The 16,950-nt window shown below is 70.3% G+C and carries 19 protein-coding genes; 16 read left to right on the forward strand and 3 right to left on the reverse strand.

The features are described from left to right. Positions 1-12: 12 nt before the first annotated feature. From rpsE to truA, 15 genes are all read left to right on the forward strand, one after another. Positions 13-645 (forward strand): 30S ribosomal protein S5, encoded by a 633-nt coding sequence (gene rpsE, locus Msi02_RS21180; RefSeq protein WP_079319859.1) that lies wholly within the window; start codon positions 13-15, stop codon positions 643-645. Positions 646-647: 2 nt separating this feature from the next. Next, positions 648-830 carry a 50S ribosomal protein L30 gene (rpmD, locus tag Msi02_RS21185; protein ID WP_079319858.1) on the forward strand — a complete coding sequence of 61 codons (183 nt, stop codon included), beginning with the start codon at positions 648-650 and terminating at the stop codon, positions 828-830. Between the two features lie 2 nt (positions 831-832). Continuing rightward, positions 833-1,288, forward strand: coding sequence for a 50S ribosomal protein L15 (gene rplO / locus Msi02_RS21190; protein WP_079319857.1), 456 nt, complete (start codon positions 833-835; stop codon positions 1,286-1,288). 181 nt (positions 1,289-1,469) lie between these two features. After that, complete coding sequence (secY, locus tag Msi02_RS21195; RefSeq protein WP_079319855.1) at positions 1,470-2,777, forward strand: preprotein translocase subunit SecY; 1,308 nt, start codon at positions 1,470-1,472, stop codon at positions 2,775-2,777. Then, positions 2,777-3,430, forward strand: coding sequence for an adenylate kinase (locus Msi02_RS21200; RefSeq protein ID WP_079319854.1), 654 nt, complete (start codon positions 2,777-2,779; stop codon positions 3,428-3,430). The genes secY and Msi02_RS21200 overlap by 1 nt, the downstream gene beginning before the upstream one ends. A gap of 86 nt (positions 3,431-3,516) precedes the next feature. After that, the gene (map, locus tag Msi02_RS21205; protein WP_204049921.1) at positions 3,517-4,347 is read left to right on the forward strand and encodes a type I methionyl aminopeptidase; all 831 of its coding nucleotides are present in this window, start codon (positions 3,517-3,519) and stop codon (positions 4,345-4,347) included. 69 nt (positions 4,348-4,416) lie between these two features. Continuing rightward, positions 4,417-4,872, forward strand: a complete 456-nt coding sequence (locus Msi02_RS21210) for a DUF1707 SHOCT-like domain-containing protein (protein WP_079319853.1) — start codon at positions 4,417-4,419, stop codon at positions 4,870-4,872. 422 nt (positions 4,873-5,294) lie between these two features. Next, positions 5,295-5,516 carry a translation initiation factor IF-1 gene (gene infA / locus Msi02_RS21215; protein ID WP_030508344.1) on the forward strand — a complete coding sequence of 74 codons (222 nt, stop codon included), beginning with the start codon at positions 5,295-5,297 and terminating at the stop codon, positions 5,514-5,516. A gap of 44 nt (positions 5,517-5,560) precedes the next feature. Further along, positions 5,561-5,674 carry a 50S ribosomal protein L36 gene (gene rpmJ / locus Msi02_RS21220; RefSeq protein ID WP_003956441.1) on the forward strand — a complete coding sequence of 38 codons (114 nt, stop codon included), beginning with the start codon at positions 5,561-5,563 and terminating at the stop codon, positions 5,672-5,674. Between the two features lie 224 nt (positions 5,675-5,898). Beyond that, the gene (rpsM, locus tag Msi02_RS21225; protein WP_079319852.1) at positions 5,899-6,279 is read left to right on the forward strand and encodes a 30S ribosomal protein S13; all 381 of its coding nucleotides are present in this window, start codon (positions 5,899-5,901) and stop codon (positions 6,277-6,279) included. A 36-nt stretch (positions 6,280-6,315) separates the two neighbouring features. After that, a complete protein-coding gene (gene rpsK, locus Msi02_RS21230; protein ID WP_020542285.1) occupies positions 6,316-6,720 on the forward strand; it encodes a 30S ribosomal protein S11 in 405 nt (134 codons plus the stop codon). 20 nt (positions 6,721-6,740) lie between these two features. Next, positions 6,741-7,367: a 30S ribosomal protein S4 gene (rpsD, locus tag Msi02_RS21235; RefSeq protein WP_142563118.1), complete on the forward strand. Its 627-nt coding sequence runs from the start codon at positions 6,741-6,743 to the stop codon at positions 7,365-7,367. A gap of 155 nt (positions 7,368-7,522) precedes the next feature. Further along, positions 7,523-8,539: a DNA-directed RNA polymerase subunit alpha gene (locus tag Msi02_RS21240; protein ID WP_030508347.1), complete on the forward strand. Its 1,017-nt coding sequence runs from the start codon at positions 7,523-7,525 to the stop codon at positions 8,537-8,539. 139 nt (positions 8,540-8,678) lie between these two features. Continuing rightward, positions 8,679-9,215 (forward strand): 50S ribosomal protein L17, encoded by a 537-nt coding sequence (rplQ, locus tag Msi02_RS21245; protein ID WP_204049922.1) that lies wholly within the window; start codon positions 8,679-8,681, stop codon positions 9,213-9,215. A 94-nt stretch (positions 9,216-9,309) separates the two neighbouring features. Beyond that, positions 9,310-10,200, forward strand: coding sequence for a tRNA pseudouridine(38-40) synthase TruA (gene truA, locus Msi02_RS21250; RefSeq protein WP_204049923.1), 891 nt, complete (start codon positions 9,310-9,312; stop codon positions 10,198-10,200). 69 nt (positions 10,201-10,269) lie between these two features. On the opposite strand, the gene Msi02_RS21255 is transcribed toward truA, so the two are convergent. The 3 genes from Msi02_RS21255 to Msi02_RS21265 form a co-directional block, all read right to left on the reverse strand. Next, positions 10,270-14,064 carry a hypothetical protein gene (locus Msi02_RS21255; RefSeq protein ID WP_204049924.1) on the reverse strand — a complete coding sequence of 1,265 codons (3,795 nt, stop codon included), beginning with the start codon at positions 14,062-14,064 and terminating at the stop codon, positions 10,270-10,272. Positions 14,065-14,170: 106 nt separating this feature from the next. Continuing rightward, positions 14,171-15,379: a hypothetical protein gene (locus Msi02_RS21260; RefSeq protein WP_204049925.1), complete on the reverse strand. Its 1,209-nt coding sequence runs from the start codon at positions 15,377-15,379 to the stop codon at positions 14,171-14,173. A 41-nt stretch (positions 15,380-15,420) separates the two neighbouring features. Further along, positions 15,421-16,146, reverse strand: coding sequence for a CAP domain-containing protein (locus Msi02_RS21265; RefSeq protein WP_204049926.1), 726 nt, complete (start codon positions 16,144-16,146; stop codon positions 15,421-15,423). A gap of 337 nt (positions 16,147-16,483) precedes the next feature. Here Msi02_RS21265 and rplM point away from each other — a divergent pair, with 337 nt between their 5' ends. Further along, complete coding sequence (gene rplM, locus Msi02_RS21270; protein ID WP_079316251.1) at positions 16,484-16,927, forward strand: 50S ribosomal protein L13; 444 nt, start codon at positions 16,484-16,486, stop codon at positions 16,925-16,927. The last annotated feature ends 23 nt before the right edge of the window (positions 16,928-16,950 follow it).

Consider the following 16,950-nt stretch of genomic DNA (forward strand, 5'->3'; position numbering starts at 1 on the left):
GAGGAACCACTGATGGCTGCAGCTCCGCGTCGCGGTGCCGGCGGCGGTGGCGAGCGGCGTGACCGTCGTGAGGACCGCCGCGGTGGCGCCGCAGACAAGGGCGTCTCGTACATCGAGCGCGTCGTAAAGATCAACCGAGTGGCCAAGGTCGTCCAGGGTGGTCGGCGCTTCAGCTTCACCGCGCTGGTCATCGTCGGCGACGGCAACGGTCTCGTCGGGGTCGGCTACGGCAAGGCCAAGGAGGTGCCCGCGGCGATCGCCAAGGGTGTCGAGGAGGCCAAGAAGCACTTCTTCAAGGTCCCGCGGATCCAGGGCACCATCCCGCACCCGGTGCAGGGCGAGGACGCCGCCGGCGTCGTCCTCCTGCGTCCGGCCTCGCCCGGTACGGGTGTCATCGCGGGTGGCCCGGTTCGCGCGGTCCTGGAGTGCGCCGGGATCCACGACGTGCTGTCCAAGTCGCTCGGCTCGGACAACCCGATCAACATCGTGCACGCCACCGTGGCCGCTCTGAAGGGTCTCAGCCGGCCCGAGGAGATCGCCGCCCGCCGTGGCCTGCCGATCGAGGACGTCGCTCCCAAGGCGATGCTGAAGGCTCGCGCCGAGGGTCTGGCCGAGGCCGCTGCGGCCGCGAAGGCGGTGAGCTAGCGATGGCTCGCCTGAAGATCACCCAGACCCGGTCCAAGATCGGTGGACAGCAGAACCAGCGTGACTCGCTGCGCTCGCTGGGTCTGAAGCGAATCGGCGACGTCGTCGTCAAGGAGGACCGCCCGGAGATCCGGGGCATGGTCGCCAAGGTGTCGCACCTCGTCGAGGTTGAGGAGGTCGACTAGTCATGACCGAGAACGCTCCGCTCAAGATCCACGACCTCCGTCCGGCCCCCGGCTCCAACAAGGCCAAGACCCGCAAGGGCCGCGGCGAGGGCTCCAAGGGCAAGACGGCCGGCCGTGGCACCAAGGGCACCAGGGCCCGTACGGCCGTGATGCCGGGCTTCGAAGGTGGCCAGGTCCCGCTCCAGCGGCGGCTGCCGAAGCTGAAGGGCTTCTCCAACGCCCTGTTCAAGACGACCTACCAGGTCGTCAACCTGGACAGGCTCGGGGAGCTGTTCCCCCAGGGCGGCGAGGTCACGCTCGACGACCTGGTGGCCAAGGGTGCGGTCCGCAAGAACCAGCCCGTGAAGGTGCTGGGCACCGGCGAGATCTCCGTGGCGTTGAACGTGCAGGCGCACGCCTTCTCCGCCAGCGCGAAGGAGAAGATCGCCGCGGCCGGTGGCTCGGTTTCCGAGCTGTAGGCATGACGCTCCACGAGGCGCGGAGGTTCGTTATGAGCCTCCGCGCCCGTAGTGCGTTAGAGTTCGCCTGGCACGGGGCTCCACCCGTGTCCGACCAAGCACTCTGGCAGGAAGACATGTCGATGGACGCCTTGCGGGCCATCGCCGACCGTTACCGCGTCACTGGCGCGCAGGAGGGACCGTGCTGACCGCGTTTACCCGGGCGTTCCGGACGCCTGACCTGCGCAAGAAGCTGCTCTTCACACTGGGCATCATCGTGCTGTTCCGGCTTGGCTCGGTGCTTCCCACTCCGGGGGTCAACGCCAAGAACGTGGCCCTGTGTCTGGAGCAGGCCCAGGCGGGAGACGCTGCCAACATCTACGGGATGGTGCAGCTCTTCAGCGGCGGCGCCCTGTTGAAACTTTCAGTGTTCGCGCTCGGCATCATGCCGTACATCACCGCGAGCATCATCCTGCAGCTGCTGACGGTGGTGATCCCCCGGCTGGAGGCCCTCAAGAAGGAGGGCCAGGCGGGCACGGCGAAGATCACGCAGTACACCCGTTACCTGACCATCGGGCTGGCGGTGCTGCAGTCCACCGCGTTCGTCGCACTGGCCCGCAGCGGGCAGCTCTTCCAGAACTGCAACCAGGAGATCCTGCTCAGCCAGGACATCTTCCCGCTGGTCACCATGGTCATCACGATGACCGCCGGCACCGCCGTGATCATGTGGCTGGGCGAGCTGGTGACCGACCGCGGCGTCGGCAACGGCATGTCGATCCTGATCTTCACCCAGGTCATCGCGGTGTTCCCGTCGGAGCTCGTGAACATCTTCCGGCAGAGCCCGTTCAAGTTCGTCGTCGTGATGATCGTCGGCGTCGTGATGATCGGCGTCGTCGTGTTCATCGAGCAGGCGCAGCGCCGCATCCCGGTGCAGTACGCCAAGCGTATGGTCGGCCGCCGGATGTACGGCGGCACCTCGACCTACATCCCGCTCAAGGTGAACCAGGCCGGCATCATCCCGGTCATCTTCGCCTCGTCGCTGCTCTACCTCCCGCAGCTTCTGGTGACGCTGTTCGGCAACAGCCAGAAGCCCAACGCGGTGATCGAGTGGCTGGCGCAGAACATGATTCGGGGCGACCACCCCGTCTACATGGCCACGTTCTTCCTGCTGATCGTGTTCTTCACCTACTTCTACGTGTCCATCACTTTCAACCCCCCTGAAGTGGCTGACAACATGAAGAAGTACGGTGGGTTCATCCCGGGCATCCGCCCGGGCCGGCCGACCGCTGAGTACCTGAGCTACGTGCTCAACAGGCTCACGGCCGCAGGCGCTCCGTATCTGGGTGTGATCTCGCTCATCCCGATCATCGCGCTGGCGGTGGCCGGAGCGAGCCAGAACTTCCCGTTCGGAGGGACCAGCATTCTGATCATGGTTGGTGTTGGTCTGGACACGGTCAAGCAGATCGAGAGCCAGCTTCAGCAGCGCAACTACGAGGGCTTCCTGAGATAGTGCGCGTCGTCCTGGTTGGGCCCCCCGGAGCGGGTAAGGGGACGCAGGCCCAGTTCATCGCTTCGCACCTGTCGATCCCGAAAATCTCGACAGGTGACATCTTCCGTGCCAACGTCTCCGGCGGCACGGAGCTCGGCAAGCTCGCCAAGGAGTACATGGACCGCGGCGACCTCGTCCCCGACGAGGTGACCGTGGCCATGGTCCGCGACCGGCTGTCGGAGGACGACGCGCAGGAGGGCTTCCTCCTGGACGGCTTCCCCCGCAACGTGCCCCAGGCCGAGGTCCTCAAGAAGATGCTGGCCGAGTTCGGCACGGCGCTCGACGTGGTCCTCAACCTGGTCGTCGAGGACGACGAGGTCGTACGCCGCCTGGCGGGCCGCCGCACGTGCCGTTCGTGCGGCAAGGTGTGGCATGTCGTGTTCGACCCGCCCGCCGTGGAGGGCGTCTGCGACGCCTGCGGCGGGGAGCTCTTCCAGCGGGACGACGACCGCGAGGAGACCATCAGGCGCCGCCTGGAGGTCTATCAGGAGCAGACGGCGCCGCTGATCTCGTTCTACGCCGATGAGGGAATCCTGCAGGGGGTCGACGCGACCGGGCCGGTCGAGGAGATCACCCAGCGGGCGATGTCGGCGCTGCGGCGGTTCGCCGACTGATTCATTACCGCAGCCGGGAACGCCACTCCACTCCATGGGGTGGCGTTCAGGCTTATATGGGACAATTTCGGGAGGGGGTGCGTTACGTGTTCAAGAAGAATCGGCACGGAATTCAGATCAAGAGCGCCGAGCAACTGGAGAAGATGCGCGCGGCCGGCCTTGTCGTGGCCCGGACGCTGGAACTGCTCCGGACGTCGGTACGGCCTGGGATGACGCCGCTCGACCTCGACGCCATCGCCGAAGAGGCGATCCGGGGCGAGGGCGCGATCCCGTCATTCAAGGGCTACCAGGGCTTCCCCGCCACGATCTGCGCCTCCGTGAACGACGAGGTCGTGCACGGCATCCCCACCGACCGCCGCCCGCTCCGCGAGGGCGACATCATCTCGATCGACTGCGGCGCGATCCTCGACGGATGGCACGGCGACTCGGCGATCACCGTCGGGATCGGCGAGGTCGACCCCGCGCTGACCGAGCTCATGCGGGTGACCGAGGAGGCCATGTGGCGGGGCATCGCCGCCCTGCGGGTCGGCGGGCACCTGTCCGACGTCGGTCACCAGGTCGAGCAGTACGTGCGTTCTCAGGGCCGCTACGGCATCCCCCAGGAGTACGGCGGGCACGGCATCGGCACCGAGATGCACATGGACCCCTGGGTGGCCAACCACGGCAGGCCGGGGCGCGGCCCCCGCTTCGAGGTGGGCATGTGCTTCGCGATCGAGCCGATGGTGAACCTCGGCACCGACCGCACCAAGGTGCTGGCCGACGACTGGACGGTCGTGACGCTCGACGGCCGCGCCTCCGCCCATTTCGAGCACAGCGTCGCGGTGACGGAGAACGGCCCCCTGGTTCTCACGGCGCTCGACGGCGGAGCCTCGCGCTTCCCCGGCGTCGTCGTGGACGCGGGGGAGAGCGCCTCCTGATCCGGCACGCCCGCTCCGGCGGCGCGTGAACAATAATGGTCGTATCGCTCGAACAGCCTGGAGATGGTGATGGCGGCAGCGCCTGAGATGCGGGCCTCCGACGGCGACCGGGACCGGGTCGCCGCGGCACTGCGCGAGCACGTGGCCGAGGGCAGGCTCACCATCGACGAGTTCAACGAGCGGCTGGAGCAGGTCTACCAGAGTCGTACGTACGGGGAACTCGCCAAGCTCACCTCCGACCTGCCCGAGATCGACCTGCACCGGCTGCCCGCCTCGACGACCGATTCCGCACGACGGCCCCGTCCGGCCCGGCGTGACGACAAGGCGCGGGCCGGCCTCAAGGCCGCCTGGACCGCCTGGGCGGGCGCCAGCGCCGTGAACTGGATGATCTGGCTCATCGTCGGCGTCAGCTCGGGTCACTTCGTCTATCCCTGGCCCATGTGGGTCATGGGCCCCTGGGGTGTCATCCTCCTCATCAACACGATGGCCGGAACGGCCGGTCAGTCCCGCCGGCGCGACACCTGAGCGTTCTTTACCGGAGGGCCGCCGTCGCGGGAGCCGCGGGCGGGTAGAGGTCCGGTGTCGCGACGTACGGCCCCGCTCGGGTCGTGCCCCCGCGGTGATCGGGCCGCACCCACCCGTCCCGGCATTTCGGCGGTGCCGGGCGGGCGGGTGCGGCGGTTTCCCCCGGAGCCGGCCTGAGGGAACGGCCCGACGCCGAATTGGCCGGACGCCCCCGCCGGGGGTACTCTGTGATCTGGTTGTGTCGGGACCCCTGCCGTCGTTTCGCAATTCGGCCCGGGTTGTCGTACACTCCTTTGTCGGTTCACTATGACCTTTGCGCCTAGGCGGCCTGGCTGGTCGCCGCTCTCTGGAAGCGCCCGAAGGTCGCGGCTGCTTAGTGTTCCGAAGCCTCAGACGATCCGATCAGTTGAAACGCGAGGGCCATGGCCAAGAAAGACGGCGCCATCGAGATTGAGGGCACTGTTATTGAGTCGCTCCCGAACGCCATGTTCCGGGTGCAGCTCGACAACGGTCACAAGGTCCTGGCCCACATCAGCGGGCGGATGCGGATGCACTACATCAGGATCCTGCCCGACGACCGGGTGGTCGTGGAGTTGAGCCCCTACGACCTGAGTCGTGGGCGGATCGTCTACCGGTACAAGTAGCCCCCCTCCAGCGGGGCGGGCCGTATGCGGAACGAATAAGGACTATGAAGGTCAAGCCGAGCGTCAAGAAGATCTGCGACAAGTGCAAGGTGATTCGCCGGCACGGTCGCGTCATGGTGATCTGCGACAACCTGCGCCACAAGCAGCGCCAGGGCTGAGCTCAGTCCTCAGTACGTCGCCACCAGGCCCCTGCTGAGTCCGTCCCCGTGGCGGGCTCGACCCGCGTGCGGGCCGGAACAACGAAATCGCGTCACACACCCGCGCAGGCGGCGAGAGCCGTACCACGCGGGAGACCCCCGGTCGGAGGCCGGGGCCCTCGCCCGGGCATGGGAGGGGAAGTGTGGCGCAAGACCTCCGCCACACTGAAGGAGAATGCCCGACCATGGCCCGCCTGGTTGGCGTCGACCTCCCCCGCGACAAGCGGCTGGAGATCGCTCTCACCTACATTTTCGGAATCGGCCGCACCCGCGCCAAGGAGATCCTTGACGCGACCGGCATCAGCCCCGATCTGCGCGTCCACCAGCTCACGGACGCCGAGCTCGTTCCGATGCGTGACTACATCGAGGCGAACTACAAGATCGAGGGTGACCTCCGCCGCGAGATTCAGGCCGACATCCGACGCAAGATCGAGATCGGCTGCTACCAGGGCATCCGGCACCGCAAGGGGCTGCCTGTCCACGGTCAGCGGACGCAGACGAACGCGCGCACCCGCAAGGGCAAGAAGAAGACCGTCGCCGGCAAGAAGAAGCCGGGCAAGAAGTAGTCCTTAGCAGCCACATTTCCAGGAGTTAGCGCTTCAATGCCGCCGAAGAGCCGCCAGGGCGCACCGAAGAAGGTGCGCCGCAAGGAAAAGAAGAACGTCGCTCACGGGCACGCCCACATCAAGAGCACGTTCAACAACACGATCGTTTCGATCACCGACCCGAACGGGAACGTGATCTCCTGGGCCAGCGCCGGCCACGTCGGGTTCAAGGGCTCCCGCAAGTCCACCCCGTTCGCCGCGCAGATGGCTGCCGAGAACGCCGCCCGCCGCGCCATGGAGCACGGCATGCGCAAGGTCGACGTCTTCGTCAAGGGCCCCGGTTCCGGCCGTGAGACCGCGATCCGTTCGCTGCAGGCGACCGGCCTCGAGGTCGGGTCCATCCAGGACGTGACCCCGGTCCCGCACAACGGCTGCCGTCCGCCCAAGCGCCGTCGCGTCTGAGCTCAGGAGAGTAGAAAGAAATGGCTCGTTACACGGGTCCGGACTGCAAGCTCTGCCGCCGTGAGAAGACCAAGCTCTTCCTCAAGGGCAAGAAGTGCGAGTCCGCCAAGTGCCCCATCGAGATCCGCCCGTACCCGCCGGGTGAGCACGGCCGCGGCCGTCCGAAGGAGTCGGAGTACCAGCTCCAGCTCCGTGAGAAGCAGAAGACCCGCCGCATCTACGGCGTCCTCGAGAAGCAGTTCCACAACTACTACGAGGAAGCCAACCGCAAGGCGGGCAAGACGGGTGAGAACCTGCTCCAGATCCTGGAGAGCCGTCTCGACAACGTGGTCTACCGCGCCGGCTTCGCCGAGTCGCGTGACGCGGCCCGCCAGCAGGTGCGCCACGGCCACTTCCTCGTGAACGGCAAGAAGGTCGACATCCCGTCGTACCGCGTGCGCGAGCACGACATCATCGAGGTCCGCGAGAAGTCGCGCAACCTGCTTCCGTACGAGGTGGCCCGCGCGACCGCCGGCGACAAGACCGTCCCGGCCTGGCTGGGCGTCTCCGCCGAGAACATGCGCATCCTCGTGCACCAGCTCCCGGTCCGCCAGCAGATCGACACGCTGGTCCAGGAGCAGCTGATCGTCGAGCTCTACTCCAAGTAGTAGGGCCCCGGCAGTTCATGACGCCGTACGGCCGGTACACTCCCGGCCGTACGGCATCATGGTTGTAGGCGAGCGGCGTCAAATAGCGGGCGTCGCCGTAACCCAGGGACCACTCGTCCGCCGTGACGGGGCCGTCCCGGATCCAGGAGATCCTGATGCTCATCGCACAGCGCCCGAGCCTCCAGGAGGAGTCGCTCGAGGAGCACCGGTCCAGGTTCATCATCGAGCCGCTCGAGCCGGGCTTCGGCTACACCATCGGCAACTCGCTGCGGCGCACGCTGCTGTCCTCCATCCCGGGGGCGGCGGTCACCAGCATCCGCATCGAGGGCGTGCTCCACGAGTTCTCGACCGTGCCCGGGGTCAAGGAAGACGTCACCGACATCATCCTGAACCTCAAGTCGCTGGTCGTCTCCTCCGAGCACGACGAGCCCGTGGTGATGTACCTGCGCAAGCAGGGCCCGGGTGAGGTCACCGCCGCCGACATCGCGCCTCCGGCCGGTGTCGAGGTGCACAACCCCGACCTGCACATCGCCACGCTGAACGGCAAGGCGAAGCTGGAGATGGAGCTGACCGTCGAGCGCGGCCGCGGCTACGTCTCCGCCGCTCAGAACAAGCAGCCTGGCCAGGAGATCGGCCGGATTCCGATCGACTCGATCTACTCCCCGGTCCTCAAGGTCACCTACAAGGTCGAGGCCACCCGTGTCGAGCAGCGCACGGACTTCGACCGCCTGATCCTCGACGTCGAGACCAAGCCGTCCATGAAGCCCCGCGACGCGGTGGCCTCGGCCGGCAAGACCCTGGTCGAGCTGTTCGGCCTGGCCCGTGAGCTCAACGTCGAGGCCGAGGGCATCGACATCGGCCCGTCGCCGACGGACGCGGCTCTCGCGGCCGACCTGGCGCTGCCGATCGAGGAGCTCAACCTCACCGTCCGTTCGTACAACTGCCTCAAGCGCGAGGGCATCCACACCGTGGGTGAGCTCGTCGCCCGCAGCGAGCAGGACCTGCTGGACATCCGCAACTTCGGCGCCAAGTCGATCGAAGAGGTCAAGCAGAAGCTGCACGAGATGGGCCTGGCTCTCAAGGACTCCCCGCCCGGGTTCGACCCCTCCGCCGTCGCCGGCGGCGGGTACGACGACGAGGACGGCGGGTTCATCGAGACCGAGCAGTACTGAGCGGCACCCGCACCACACCGTCTCGTGCCGCCCGCCGAGGGCGGCATGAGACGGCGATGACAAGTCACGACCGGTACGCCGGTCGGCCCGACCCCGGTACCTGACACGGCCGGAGCGGGTTATCCATGAGGAGCATGAAATGCCCAAGCCCACCAAGGGCGCCCGCCTCGGCGGCAGCCCGGCCCACGAGCGGCTGATCCTGGCGAACCTCGCCACCTCGCTGTTCCAGAACGGCCGGATCACCACCACCGAGGCCAAGGCCAGGCGTCTCCGCCCGCTCGCGGAGAAGCTGATCACCAAGGCGAAGAAGGGCGACATCCACAACCGTCGCCAGGTGCTGACGGTCGTCCGCGACAAGGGCGTCGTCCACCACCTCTTCACCGAGATCGCTCCGACGTACGCCGAGCGTCCCGGTGGCTACACCCGGATCACCAAGCTCGGCCCGCGTAAGGGCGACGCCGCTCCGATGGCGGTCATCGAGCTGGTCACCGAGCAGCTGAACCCGGTCAGGGTCTCCCGTACGGCTCCGGCCGCGCCCGCCGCCGAGGCCGCTCCGGCCGAGGTCGAGGAGACGCCGGCCGCGCAGGACGAGGCCGCCGAGGGCACCGCCGCCGAGACGGCGGAGGCTCCCGAGGCCGCCGAGTCGGCTGAGGGTGAGAAGAAGGACGAGGCCTGATCCCAGGCTCTGTGAGCGGGCTCAGTTTCCCTTCGGGGGATGCTGGGCCCGCTCTTCGTTTGTGCACCGTACGAGGCACCGTACGAGGGATGGCGTGGAGCGAGAACTGCGGCTGAGGCTGGACCTGGGCTACGACGGCACGGACTTCTCCGGCTGGGCGCGCCAGCCCGGACGGCGGACCGTGCAGGGGGAGATCGAGGACGCGCTGGGCCGGATCCTGCGCCTGGACGCCCCGCCGTCGCTCACCGTCGCGGGCCGCACCGACGCCGGCGTCCACGCGAGGGGACAGGTGGCGCACGTCGACCTTCCGGTCGCGGCGCTGGCCGCCGCCTCGTCCGTGCGTGCCCCCGTTCCCGTGGACCCGGATGAGGCGTGGGAGGAGCGCGGCGCTGAGTGGCTCGCTGCGCTGACGAGGCGGCTGGCCGGGGTGCTGCCCCCCGACGTACGGGTGCACGCCGTCAGCGTGGCGCCCGAGGGCTTCGACGCCCGGTTCTCCGCGCTGTCGCGCCGGTACGGCTACCGCGTCGGCGACGCCCCCGGCGGGGTGGACCCGCTGCGGCGGCGCGAGGTGCTGTGGTACGCCCGGCCGCTGGACGTGGACCTGCTGAACGCGGCGGCCGCCCGTCTCCTGGGCGAGCATGACTTCGCCGCCTTCTGCCGCAGGCGCGAGGGCGCGACCACGATCCGCGAGCTGCAGCGGCTCGAGTGGGTCAGGGGCGAGGACGGGATCCTCCTCGCGACCGTGGTCGCCGACGCCTTCTGCCATTCGATGGTCCGGGCGCTGGTCGGCTCGCTGCTGACCGTGGGGGAGGGCAGGCGGCCCGTCGAGTGGCCCGGCGAGGTGCTGGCGAGAGCCGTACGGGACTCGGGTGTCCACGTCGCGCCCGCGCACGGTCTCACGCTCGAGGAGGTGCGCTACCCCGAGCCGGAGGAACTGGCGCGGCGGGCCGCCGCCACCCGCCGCGTGCGCACGCTGAGTCCTTGACTCCGATGCTCCTGACGGCGCGGCCGTGGCGGCGCGTGGTCCCCGTGTGGAGACCACGCGCCGGGAGCGTCAGCGTGAGGCGCGCTTCTCGATCACCTTCGCCATGTTGTCCCGGAAGGCGCCGCTGATCGGCGCGAGGTTCTTGTCGTTCGCGTCCGGCGTGTGCCCGTCGGCGTAGGTGGCGTAGCTGAACACGATGTAGCGTCCCCACACCATGCCGGCCGCGTAGCCGCCGGAGATCGACACCTTGTCCGCCCGGCTCGCCTTGTCACCGTCGAGGCCGCGGAACCAGACGTTCGCTTTGAGATCCTTGGCCTGGTCCACGGCGAGGGCCTCGGTCTTGCCGGGCAGCACGGCGATGCCCGTGGTCACGGCGTACTGGCGCTTGCCGTCCACGTAGGTGGCCCTGAGCACCCTGCGGCACTGCTGCTCGGTGAGGGCCTGCGCGAACGCGCCCGCCGCCGCCTTCCCGCAGTCGTCGGTCACGTCGACCTTGACCCGGCGGTACGTCCGCCCCGCCAGCGTCACCTTCTCGTCCGGGAACGCCTCTCCCGGCTTGAGGGTCTTCGGGTCGGTCTGCTCCGAGTCGAGGATGGCGGAGGCGACCGTGGAACTCGGCGTCGGCTCCTCGGAGGGGGGCGCCGCGGTGGTGGCCGCCGGCGTACTGGCGGCCTGCTCGCCGTCCGGCTCGCCGGAGTAGGCGAAGTAGGCCGCGGTGCCGATCGCCCCCACGACGATCACCGCACCGGCGGCCATCACGATCCTTTTGACCTTCCCGCCGGAGGGCGGAGGGCCGGCGGGGCCGAGCGTCGCCGGGAGGTTGCCCTCAGGGGAGAGGCCGCCGGGGGCGGAGGGAGTCGGCCCGAATCCGGGTGGAGGCGCCGGCTTGCCCGCCTTGGCCGGTGTCACCGGCGTGAACGCGAACGGGGTCTCACGGCTCGGCTGCGAGGGCGAACCGGTCGTGGGAGATTTTGGTGCCATATGTCCTGAATTGGGGTCGGGGGAGTCCGCCCCGGTGGCGCCGTCGCTCGCGGACGGGCCCGTGGGCGGCGTGTCGGATGACGCCGCACCCGGGGGTACGGCGGATGGCGGGACATCCGAGGGGGACGTCGCGGACGGCGACTGGGACGGCGACTGATCCTGCGTGTCGTCCTGTCTCCCCAGCGGTGTACCGGACGGTGCGCTGTCGGGCGCCTGACCAGGCGCGCTCCATGTCTGCGTGGGCGCCGGGAACGGCTCCTCCCGCTGTGGCGGAGGCAGTGGCTGTGTCGTCCTGTCGAAGGACGCGTACTGCGGTTCGCTGTGCGGAGTGGTCTGCTCGGAGTGGGCGAGAGCCTGGCCGGGTTCGTACGGTGTGCCGGGCATCGGGAACCCCTCGACCGGGGTCGCCGCATGGGCGATCTCGGCCCCGAAGCCCTCGGGCGGCCCGGCGTGACCCGGCGCGGGAGGATACGACGCCGGCGCGCCGGGCGGCGGGACGCTCCCCGCGGGAGCGTCCTGCGCGGGCACACCCGCCCCTGCGGACTCGCCCGCCTGTCCCGGTCCTTCGGCGGGCAGCGTTCGCTCGTCGATTCGCTCATCGGCAGGCACATCGGCGTGATGCGCCGTGTCCGCGGGCGTGCCGGTGTGGTCCGGCGCGGTGCTGTGGTCCGGCGCGCCGGTGTGGTCCGGCGCAGCGCTGTGGTTGGGCGTGCCGGTGAGCGGGATAGCGTCGCCGGGCGTGCCGCCTGACTCGCTCGTGCCCGCCCGGTCGCCGGCCGGGCCCTCGGACGCCTGCGCCGTGCCGGGCTCGTCCTGATAGGCGTTCGTCGGGGGCCAGGAGGTGCCCGCGGGCATCTCCCCCTGCGGGTACGGCTCGCCCGGCAGCCGTGGCGGCCACACAGGCACGTCGCCGGGCTCTCCGGGCCGGACCGCCTCCGGGGACGTGGCTTCCTCCGCGTACGCCTCCGGCTGCCCGGCCGGGAATCCCGGACCGGGCTGGGGCGGTGCGCCCGGGTACGCCCCGGGCTGGTGGCCGCCGGAGGCGTGCTCCTGCCCCGGTAGCGCGACCGGAGGCGGCCCATAGCGCGGCCCATGCTGCGGCCCGTCCTGCGGCCCGTCCTGCGGCCCGCCCTGCGGCACGTGCTGAGAGCCGTACTGCGGTCCGTACTGCGGCGGGGCGGCGGGTGGATGCCCCTGGTGGGGGACCGGCGCCTGTGGCCAGGCCTCCCCGCCGGACGGCTGCCCCCCGGCGGGGGCGGACCCCCACTCGTGGAATGACGGCACGCCGGGCGCCGCCTCGCCGGGCTGGGCGGCCCAGGGACCACCGGCGTGCTGCTGGTCCGGCCCGTACGCGGGCGGTGCGGCGGGAGGGCCGCCGGGCTGCGACCAGGCGGCGGGCCCGGCAGGGCCCTGCCATGCCCCACCCTGACCCCCCTCGTCGTACGGCGAGGGGGACGTGCCGAAGGCGCCGGGCGGGGCCGGTTCGCCGCCTGCCGGGGGCGGCCAGGAGGTGGGGCCGGTGTCACCCGTCCCCGCCTGTGCGGGGCCCTGCGGCCACTGTGGCTCGTTTCCGGAGTAGGGCCAGGAGGTGACGCCGCCGGGCTGTGGACCGGGGTTGGGGCCGGGCTGGGCAGCGGGATCATTGACGGGGGCCGGCCACATCTGCGGGGCTCCCGAGCCCGCTGAGGGGGGCTCCTGCTGCCACGGCTGCGGGGCCGAGCCAGGTGAGCCGGGTGGGGGCGGCGGTTCCCAGGTCGGCGCTCCGGGGCCCTGCGAGGGCCACGGCTGCGCTCCCGTGTCGGCCGGAGGCTGCCACGCCGCCGGGTTCGCCCCCTCCACGGGCTGCTGCCACGCCGGGTTGGGCCCCTCCATGGGCGGCTGCCAGGGCTGCGTCCCGGGGCCGTACGCGGGCGGCTGAGGCCCGGTGCCCGCTCCGGGCGCGCCGTGGCCGTACGCGGGCTGCTGTGGGCCGGGAGGCGGGGGCGTCTGCGGGTAGCCGGGGCCGCCCGCGCTCTGGGCGGGCTGCCAGGGCGGCTGCGTGGGCTGCCAGGACGGGGCGTCCGGGCCCGGCGGCTGCTCCCAGCGCACGGCGTTCGGGTCGGCCGGGGGCTGCCAGGCCTGGACGCCCTGGCCCGCGGGCTGCCAAGGCGCCGGGCCCGGCGCGGGCGGTCGCGCATCGGCGTTCTCGGGCGGAGGCTGCCATGGGGGCGTGGCCGGAGCCGGGGGCTGCCAGGCGGGCGGGCCGTACCCGGGATGCCGCTGGTCGCCGTGGCCGGTCGGCTGCTGGTCGCCGTGGCCGGGCTGCTGCCACGAGTGGATGCCCTGGCCCTCCGGTTGCTGCCAGGAGGGCGTCCCCGCGCCGTACGCGGGCTGCGGTGGCACCGCGCCGTGGCCGACTGCGGGCCCGGCTCCGTGGCCGGCCCCGGGGCCGGGATGCGGCTCATCGGGCGCGGGCAGGGCAAGGGCCTCGTCGCCGGGGCGGCGCGGCGCGGGAAGGCCCCCGGGTTCCCCCGATACTCCAGCGTTCCCCGGCACACCGGCGTTTCCCGGTACGCCGGGGGCGGCGGGCGGCGGGCCGTACGCCGGAACGGCCCTGAACCTGTTCGTGCTCTCCGGGTCGTCGGGCGATTCGGGTGCCCCGAGACCGCCGGGTGGCCCATACCTGGTCGGGTAGGGCACGACCGGAGGCCGGTCCGCCGCACCGGCGACGTCCGGGGCCCAGGCCGTGCCGTCGTCCGCCGGGGGCCGGCCGAATCCGGGCGGCGGGGTCTGGCCGAAGCTCGGAGGTGGCGTCGGAGGTGTCGCCGAGCCCTCGGCGTCCGCCTCGCGGCGGGCCGACGCCGTTTCGTGTTCGTGCTCGGAACCGGAATCCTTGCCACGCATAGCCGGAAGCGTAACGTCGCGGGCGCGATCGGCGTGCCCCTATGGGCGTTTCGGTCCGTGCCGCCCCGGGTCGCCCACCGGCTCCCACCTCAGTGAACGCCTGGCCTCAGCTGGGGCCACCGTTCAGCGAGCGGGTGTCGAGGGCAGGGAAAACAGTCGCGTCGGTGACGTCCACCGCGGTCTGGTAGAGCCGTTTCAACTCGTTCTTGGCTGGTTTGTGGCCGTCCTTGAACTGGAACCAGAGCAGCACCGCGTAGTGGCCGTGGGTCCAGCCGCCCGCGTACGCCTCGCCGGTGCCGAGGTGCTTGGTGGCCTCGTCCTTGCCCGGCAGCGGCTTGAGGTAGTCCTTGCGCTCACCGCCGCCCCCGGCGGAGGCGACCTTCTTCGCCGTGGCGGAGGTCTTCAGGTTGGCGACGCCCACGGTGCCGATGACCGTGCCCTTGGAGTCCGCGAAGCTCGCCCGCAGCAACTGTGTGCACCCGCCCGCCTTGAGCGCCTTGGTGATTTTGTCGCCGGTGACGCCGTCCGCGCATTTCTTCTCCTTGCGGAACGCCGTGCGGACGTACGAACGCTTGTTCTTGACGAATTTGCTCTTCGCGAACAGCTCCCGGAGCGACAGCGGCGTTTTGTCGGTCGCCCGTGAGGCGGTGTAGCCGAATTTGCCGGGAGGGCCTTCGGAGACGAGCGGTGGTGAGGGGCGGCTGGTGGGCGTCGGGGCGGCGACCGGCGGCTTCTCGTTGCGCGCGGCGTACCACAGGCCGGTGAACAGCGCCCCGATCAGGGCCAGCAGGGCGAGGCCGAGGGCCCAGGGGCGACGCCACCAGGGGCCCTTCGCGTCCGGATCCCACACGGGCTCCGGCGGCGCAGGCTCCCGCGGCGCCGTCGGCTGCCGCCGCGCGTCCCAGTCGCCACCCGCCTGACCGCCGGCCGGGGACGCGTACGGGCCCGACGCGAGCTGCTCCACCCGGTGGGGGCCGTCCTGCTCGTACGGCCCGCGCCCGGCGTACGGCGGCTGCTCGGGCTGTTGCTGCTGTTGGTAGGGCTGCTGTTGGTAGGGCTGATAAGGCGCCTGCTCGCGTTCATAGGGCGATTGCTCGCGGGCGTACGGCGATGGTTCACGCTGGTAGGGCGCCTGCTCGCGTTCATACGGCGACTGCTCGCGCGGGTATGGCGGCTGGCCCCCGCCGTACGGGGGCGCGTCACGACGGCCGGCGAGGGGTGAGTCGTCCCCACCGGAGTACGGCGGCAGGTCCCGCCTGCGTGGATCCGGGGGATGATGCGGCGGAGGTGGTTGCTGGTCGCCGGGATAACCCATGGCGCTGAGATTAGTCGGCTAATTGGACAGATGAGGAAGGGTCAGGAATACCCGAAGTCCTCGGTCCACCACGGGCCGCCCTCGCCCGTGCTCACGCCGACCCCGGTCGCGACCAGGCGGCAGTCGAGCAGCGTGGCGCGGTCGCTCCGCCCGGCCATCCAGCCGCGTACGACCGCCTCGGCGGTCTGGTAGCCCCTGGCGATCGTCTCGGCCCCGCCGTCGGAGTAGCCCGCCGCGCCCATCCGGTCCCAGGGAGAGGCGCCCCCGGGGGAGCTGTGCCGGAACAGCCTGCTCGACGCCATCTCGTCCGAGTGCGCGCGGGCGGACTCCACCAGGCGGGGGTCCACGCGCAGGGGCCGGCAGCCGTGCCTGCGGCGCTCGGCGTTGACCAGGCGCACGACCTCGGCCTCCATCGAGGCGGACCGCATCGAGTCGGCGTCGTATGTGTCGTCGCCGCCGTCCGTCCCGGGCGTGAGAACGGTGTGCCGCGAGCCGCCGTCGGAGCCGTCGATCAGGTTGGAGGGCGGCCTTTCCTTCCGGGGCCGGCGCTGCGGCACCTCCCGGGGGACGACCGGAGCCACGGTGCGCAGCACGTGGTCGAGCGTGGGCCGGTCACGCGGCACCGCGCCCGCCGCGCTCGCGCTCGGCGACGGGGACGGCTCCGACTTGCGCAGGTAGACGTCGTCGACCTCGCCCGACCTGGCGCTCATCCTGCCGATCACGACGCCGGTGAGCAGGATGGCCACGGCGCACGCCAGCAGACCCATCTGAGTCCCCCGTAGGGGGCCACGGAAGGTGTGATTTTTGTGAGGGGTCTGCCACATACCGCAGTCAAATATAGGGATCCGCGCCATGGGGAAGAAGAGGCGATTGGGTATGGATTTGATGAACGTTCAAATGAGTCGTTCCAATGACCCGCCGCCTTCGCTGTTTTGACCAGGCGGCATCGGGTCGGTAGTCTGCTAGTTCGTTGTGTGTGGATCGGTCTGTCCGCAGACCGGTGCACGGCGCGTCCGGCGTCTTCTCCCGTACACGTGGAGACGGAGGTTGTCGCCGTGCCTGCGCAACCTACCGAGAGTTCACATTCCGACAGAAGGCACTGCCGTGCGCACGTTCTCACCGAAGCCCAACGACGTCGAACGTCAGTGGTACGTCATCGACGCGACCGACGTCGTACTCGGCCGGCTGGCCAGCCAGGTGGCGACCCTGCTCCGCGGGAAGCACAAGCCGATCTTCGCTCCGCATGTCGACACGGGTGACTTCGTCATCGTCATCAACGCCGACAAGATCGCCCTGAGCGGCAACAAGCTCGAGCAGAAGAAGGCGTACCGCCACTCGGGGTACCCCGGTGGTCTGCGCTCCGTCAGCTACGGCGAGCTCATGGAGAAGCGTCCGGACCGGGCCGTCGAGAAGGCCGTCCGTGGCATGCTTCCCAAGAACGCCCTGGGCCGGAAGATGGCCAAGAAGCTCAAGGTCTACGCCGGCGCCGAGCACCCGCACCAGGCCCAGCAGCCGGTGCCCTTCCAGATCACCCAGATCGCCCAGTAATCGCGAGCCAGGAAAGTTAAGAG

The organism is Microbispora siamensis, from assembly GCF_016863095.1.
Taxonomy (GTDB): domain Bacteria; phylum Actinomycetota; class Actinomycetes; order Streptosporangiales; family Streptosporangiaceae; genus Microbispora; species Microbispora siamensis.

What these genes read in the sequence shown, in the direction of transcription:
- rpsE (WP_079319859.1), top strand. Translation starts at nt 13, where the DNA reads ATGGCTGCAGCTCCGCGTCGCGGTGCCGGCGGCGGTGGCGAGCGGCGT.
- rpmD (WP_079319858.1), top strand. Translation starts at nt 648, where the DNA reads ATGGCTCGCCTGAAGATCACCCAGACCCGGTCCAAGATCGGTGGACAG.
- rplO (WP_079319857.1), top strand. Translation starts at nt 833, where the DNA reads ATGACCGAGAACGCTCCGCTCAAGATCCACGACCTCCGTCCGGCCCCC.
- Msi02_RS21210 (WP_079319853.1), top strand. Translation starts at nt 4,417, where the DNA reads ATGGCGGCAGCGCCTGAGATGCGGGCCTCCGACGGCGACCGGGACCGG.
- infA (WP_030508344.1), top strand. Translation starts at nt 5,295, where the DNA reads ATGGCCAAGAAAGACGGCGCCATCGAGATTGAGGGCACTGTTATTGAG.
- rpmJ (WP_003956441.1), top strand. Translation starts at nt 5,561, where the DNA reads ATGAAGGTCAAGCCGAGCGTCAAGAAGATCTGCGACAAGTGCAAGGTG.
- rpsM (WP_079319852.1), top strand. Translation starts at nt 5,899, where the DNA reads ATGGCCCGCCTGGTTGGCGTCGACCTCCCCCGCGACAAGCGGCTGGAG.
- rpsK (WP_020542285.1), top strand. Translation starts at nt 6,316, where the DNA reads ATGCCGCCGAAGAGCCGCCAGGGCGCACCGAAGAAGGTGCGCCGCAAG.
- rpsD (WP_142563118.1), top strand. Translation starts at nt 6,741, where the DNA reads ATGGCTCGTTACACGGGTCCGGACTGCAAGCTCTGCCGCCGTGAGAAG.
- Msi02_RS21240 (WP_030508347.1), top strand. Translation starts at nt 7,523, where the DNA reads ATGCTCATCGCACAGCGCCCGAGCCTCCAGGAGGAGTCGCTCGAGGAG.
- rplQ (WP_204049922.1), top strand. Translation starts at nt 8,679, where the DNA reads ATGCCCAAGCCCACCAAGGGCGCCCGCCTCGGCGGCAGCCCGGCCCAC.
- Msi02_RS21255 (WP_204049924.1), bottom strand. Translation starts at nt 14,064, where the DNA reads ATGCGTGGCAAGGATTCCGGTTCCGAGCACGAACACGAAACGGCGTCG.
- Msi02_RS21260 (WP_204049925.1), bottom strand. Translation starts at nt 15,379, where the DNA reads ATGGGTTATCCCGGCGACCAGCAACCACCTCCGCCGCATCATCCCCCG.
- Msi02_RS21265 (WP_204049926.1), bottom strand. Translation starts at nt 16,146, where the DNA reads ATGGGTCTGCTGGCGTGCGCCGTGGCCATCCTGCTCACCGGCGTCGTG.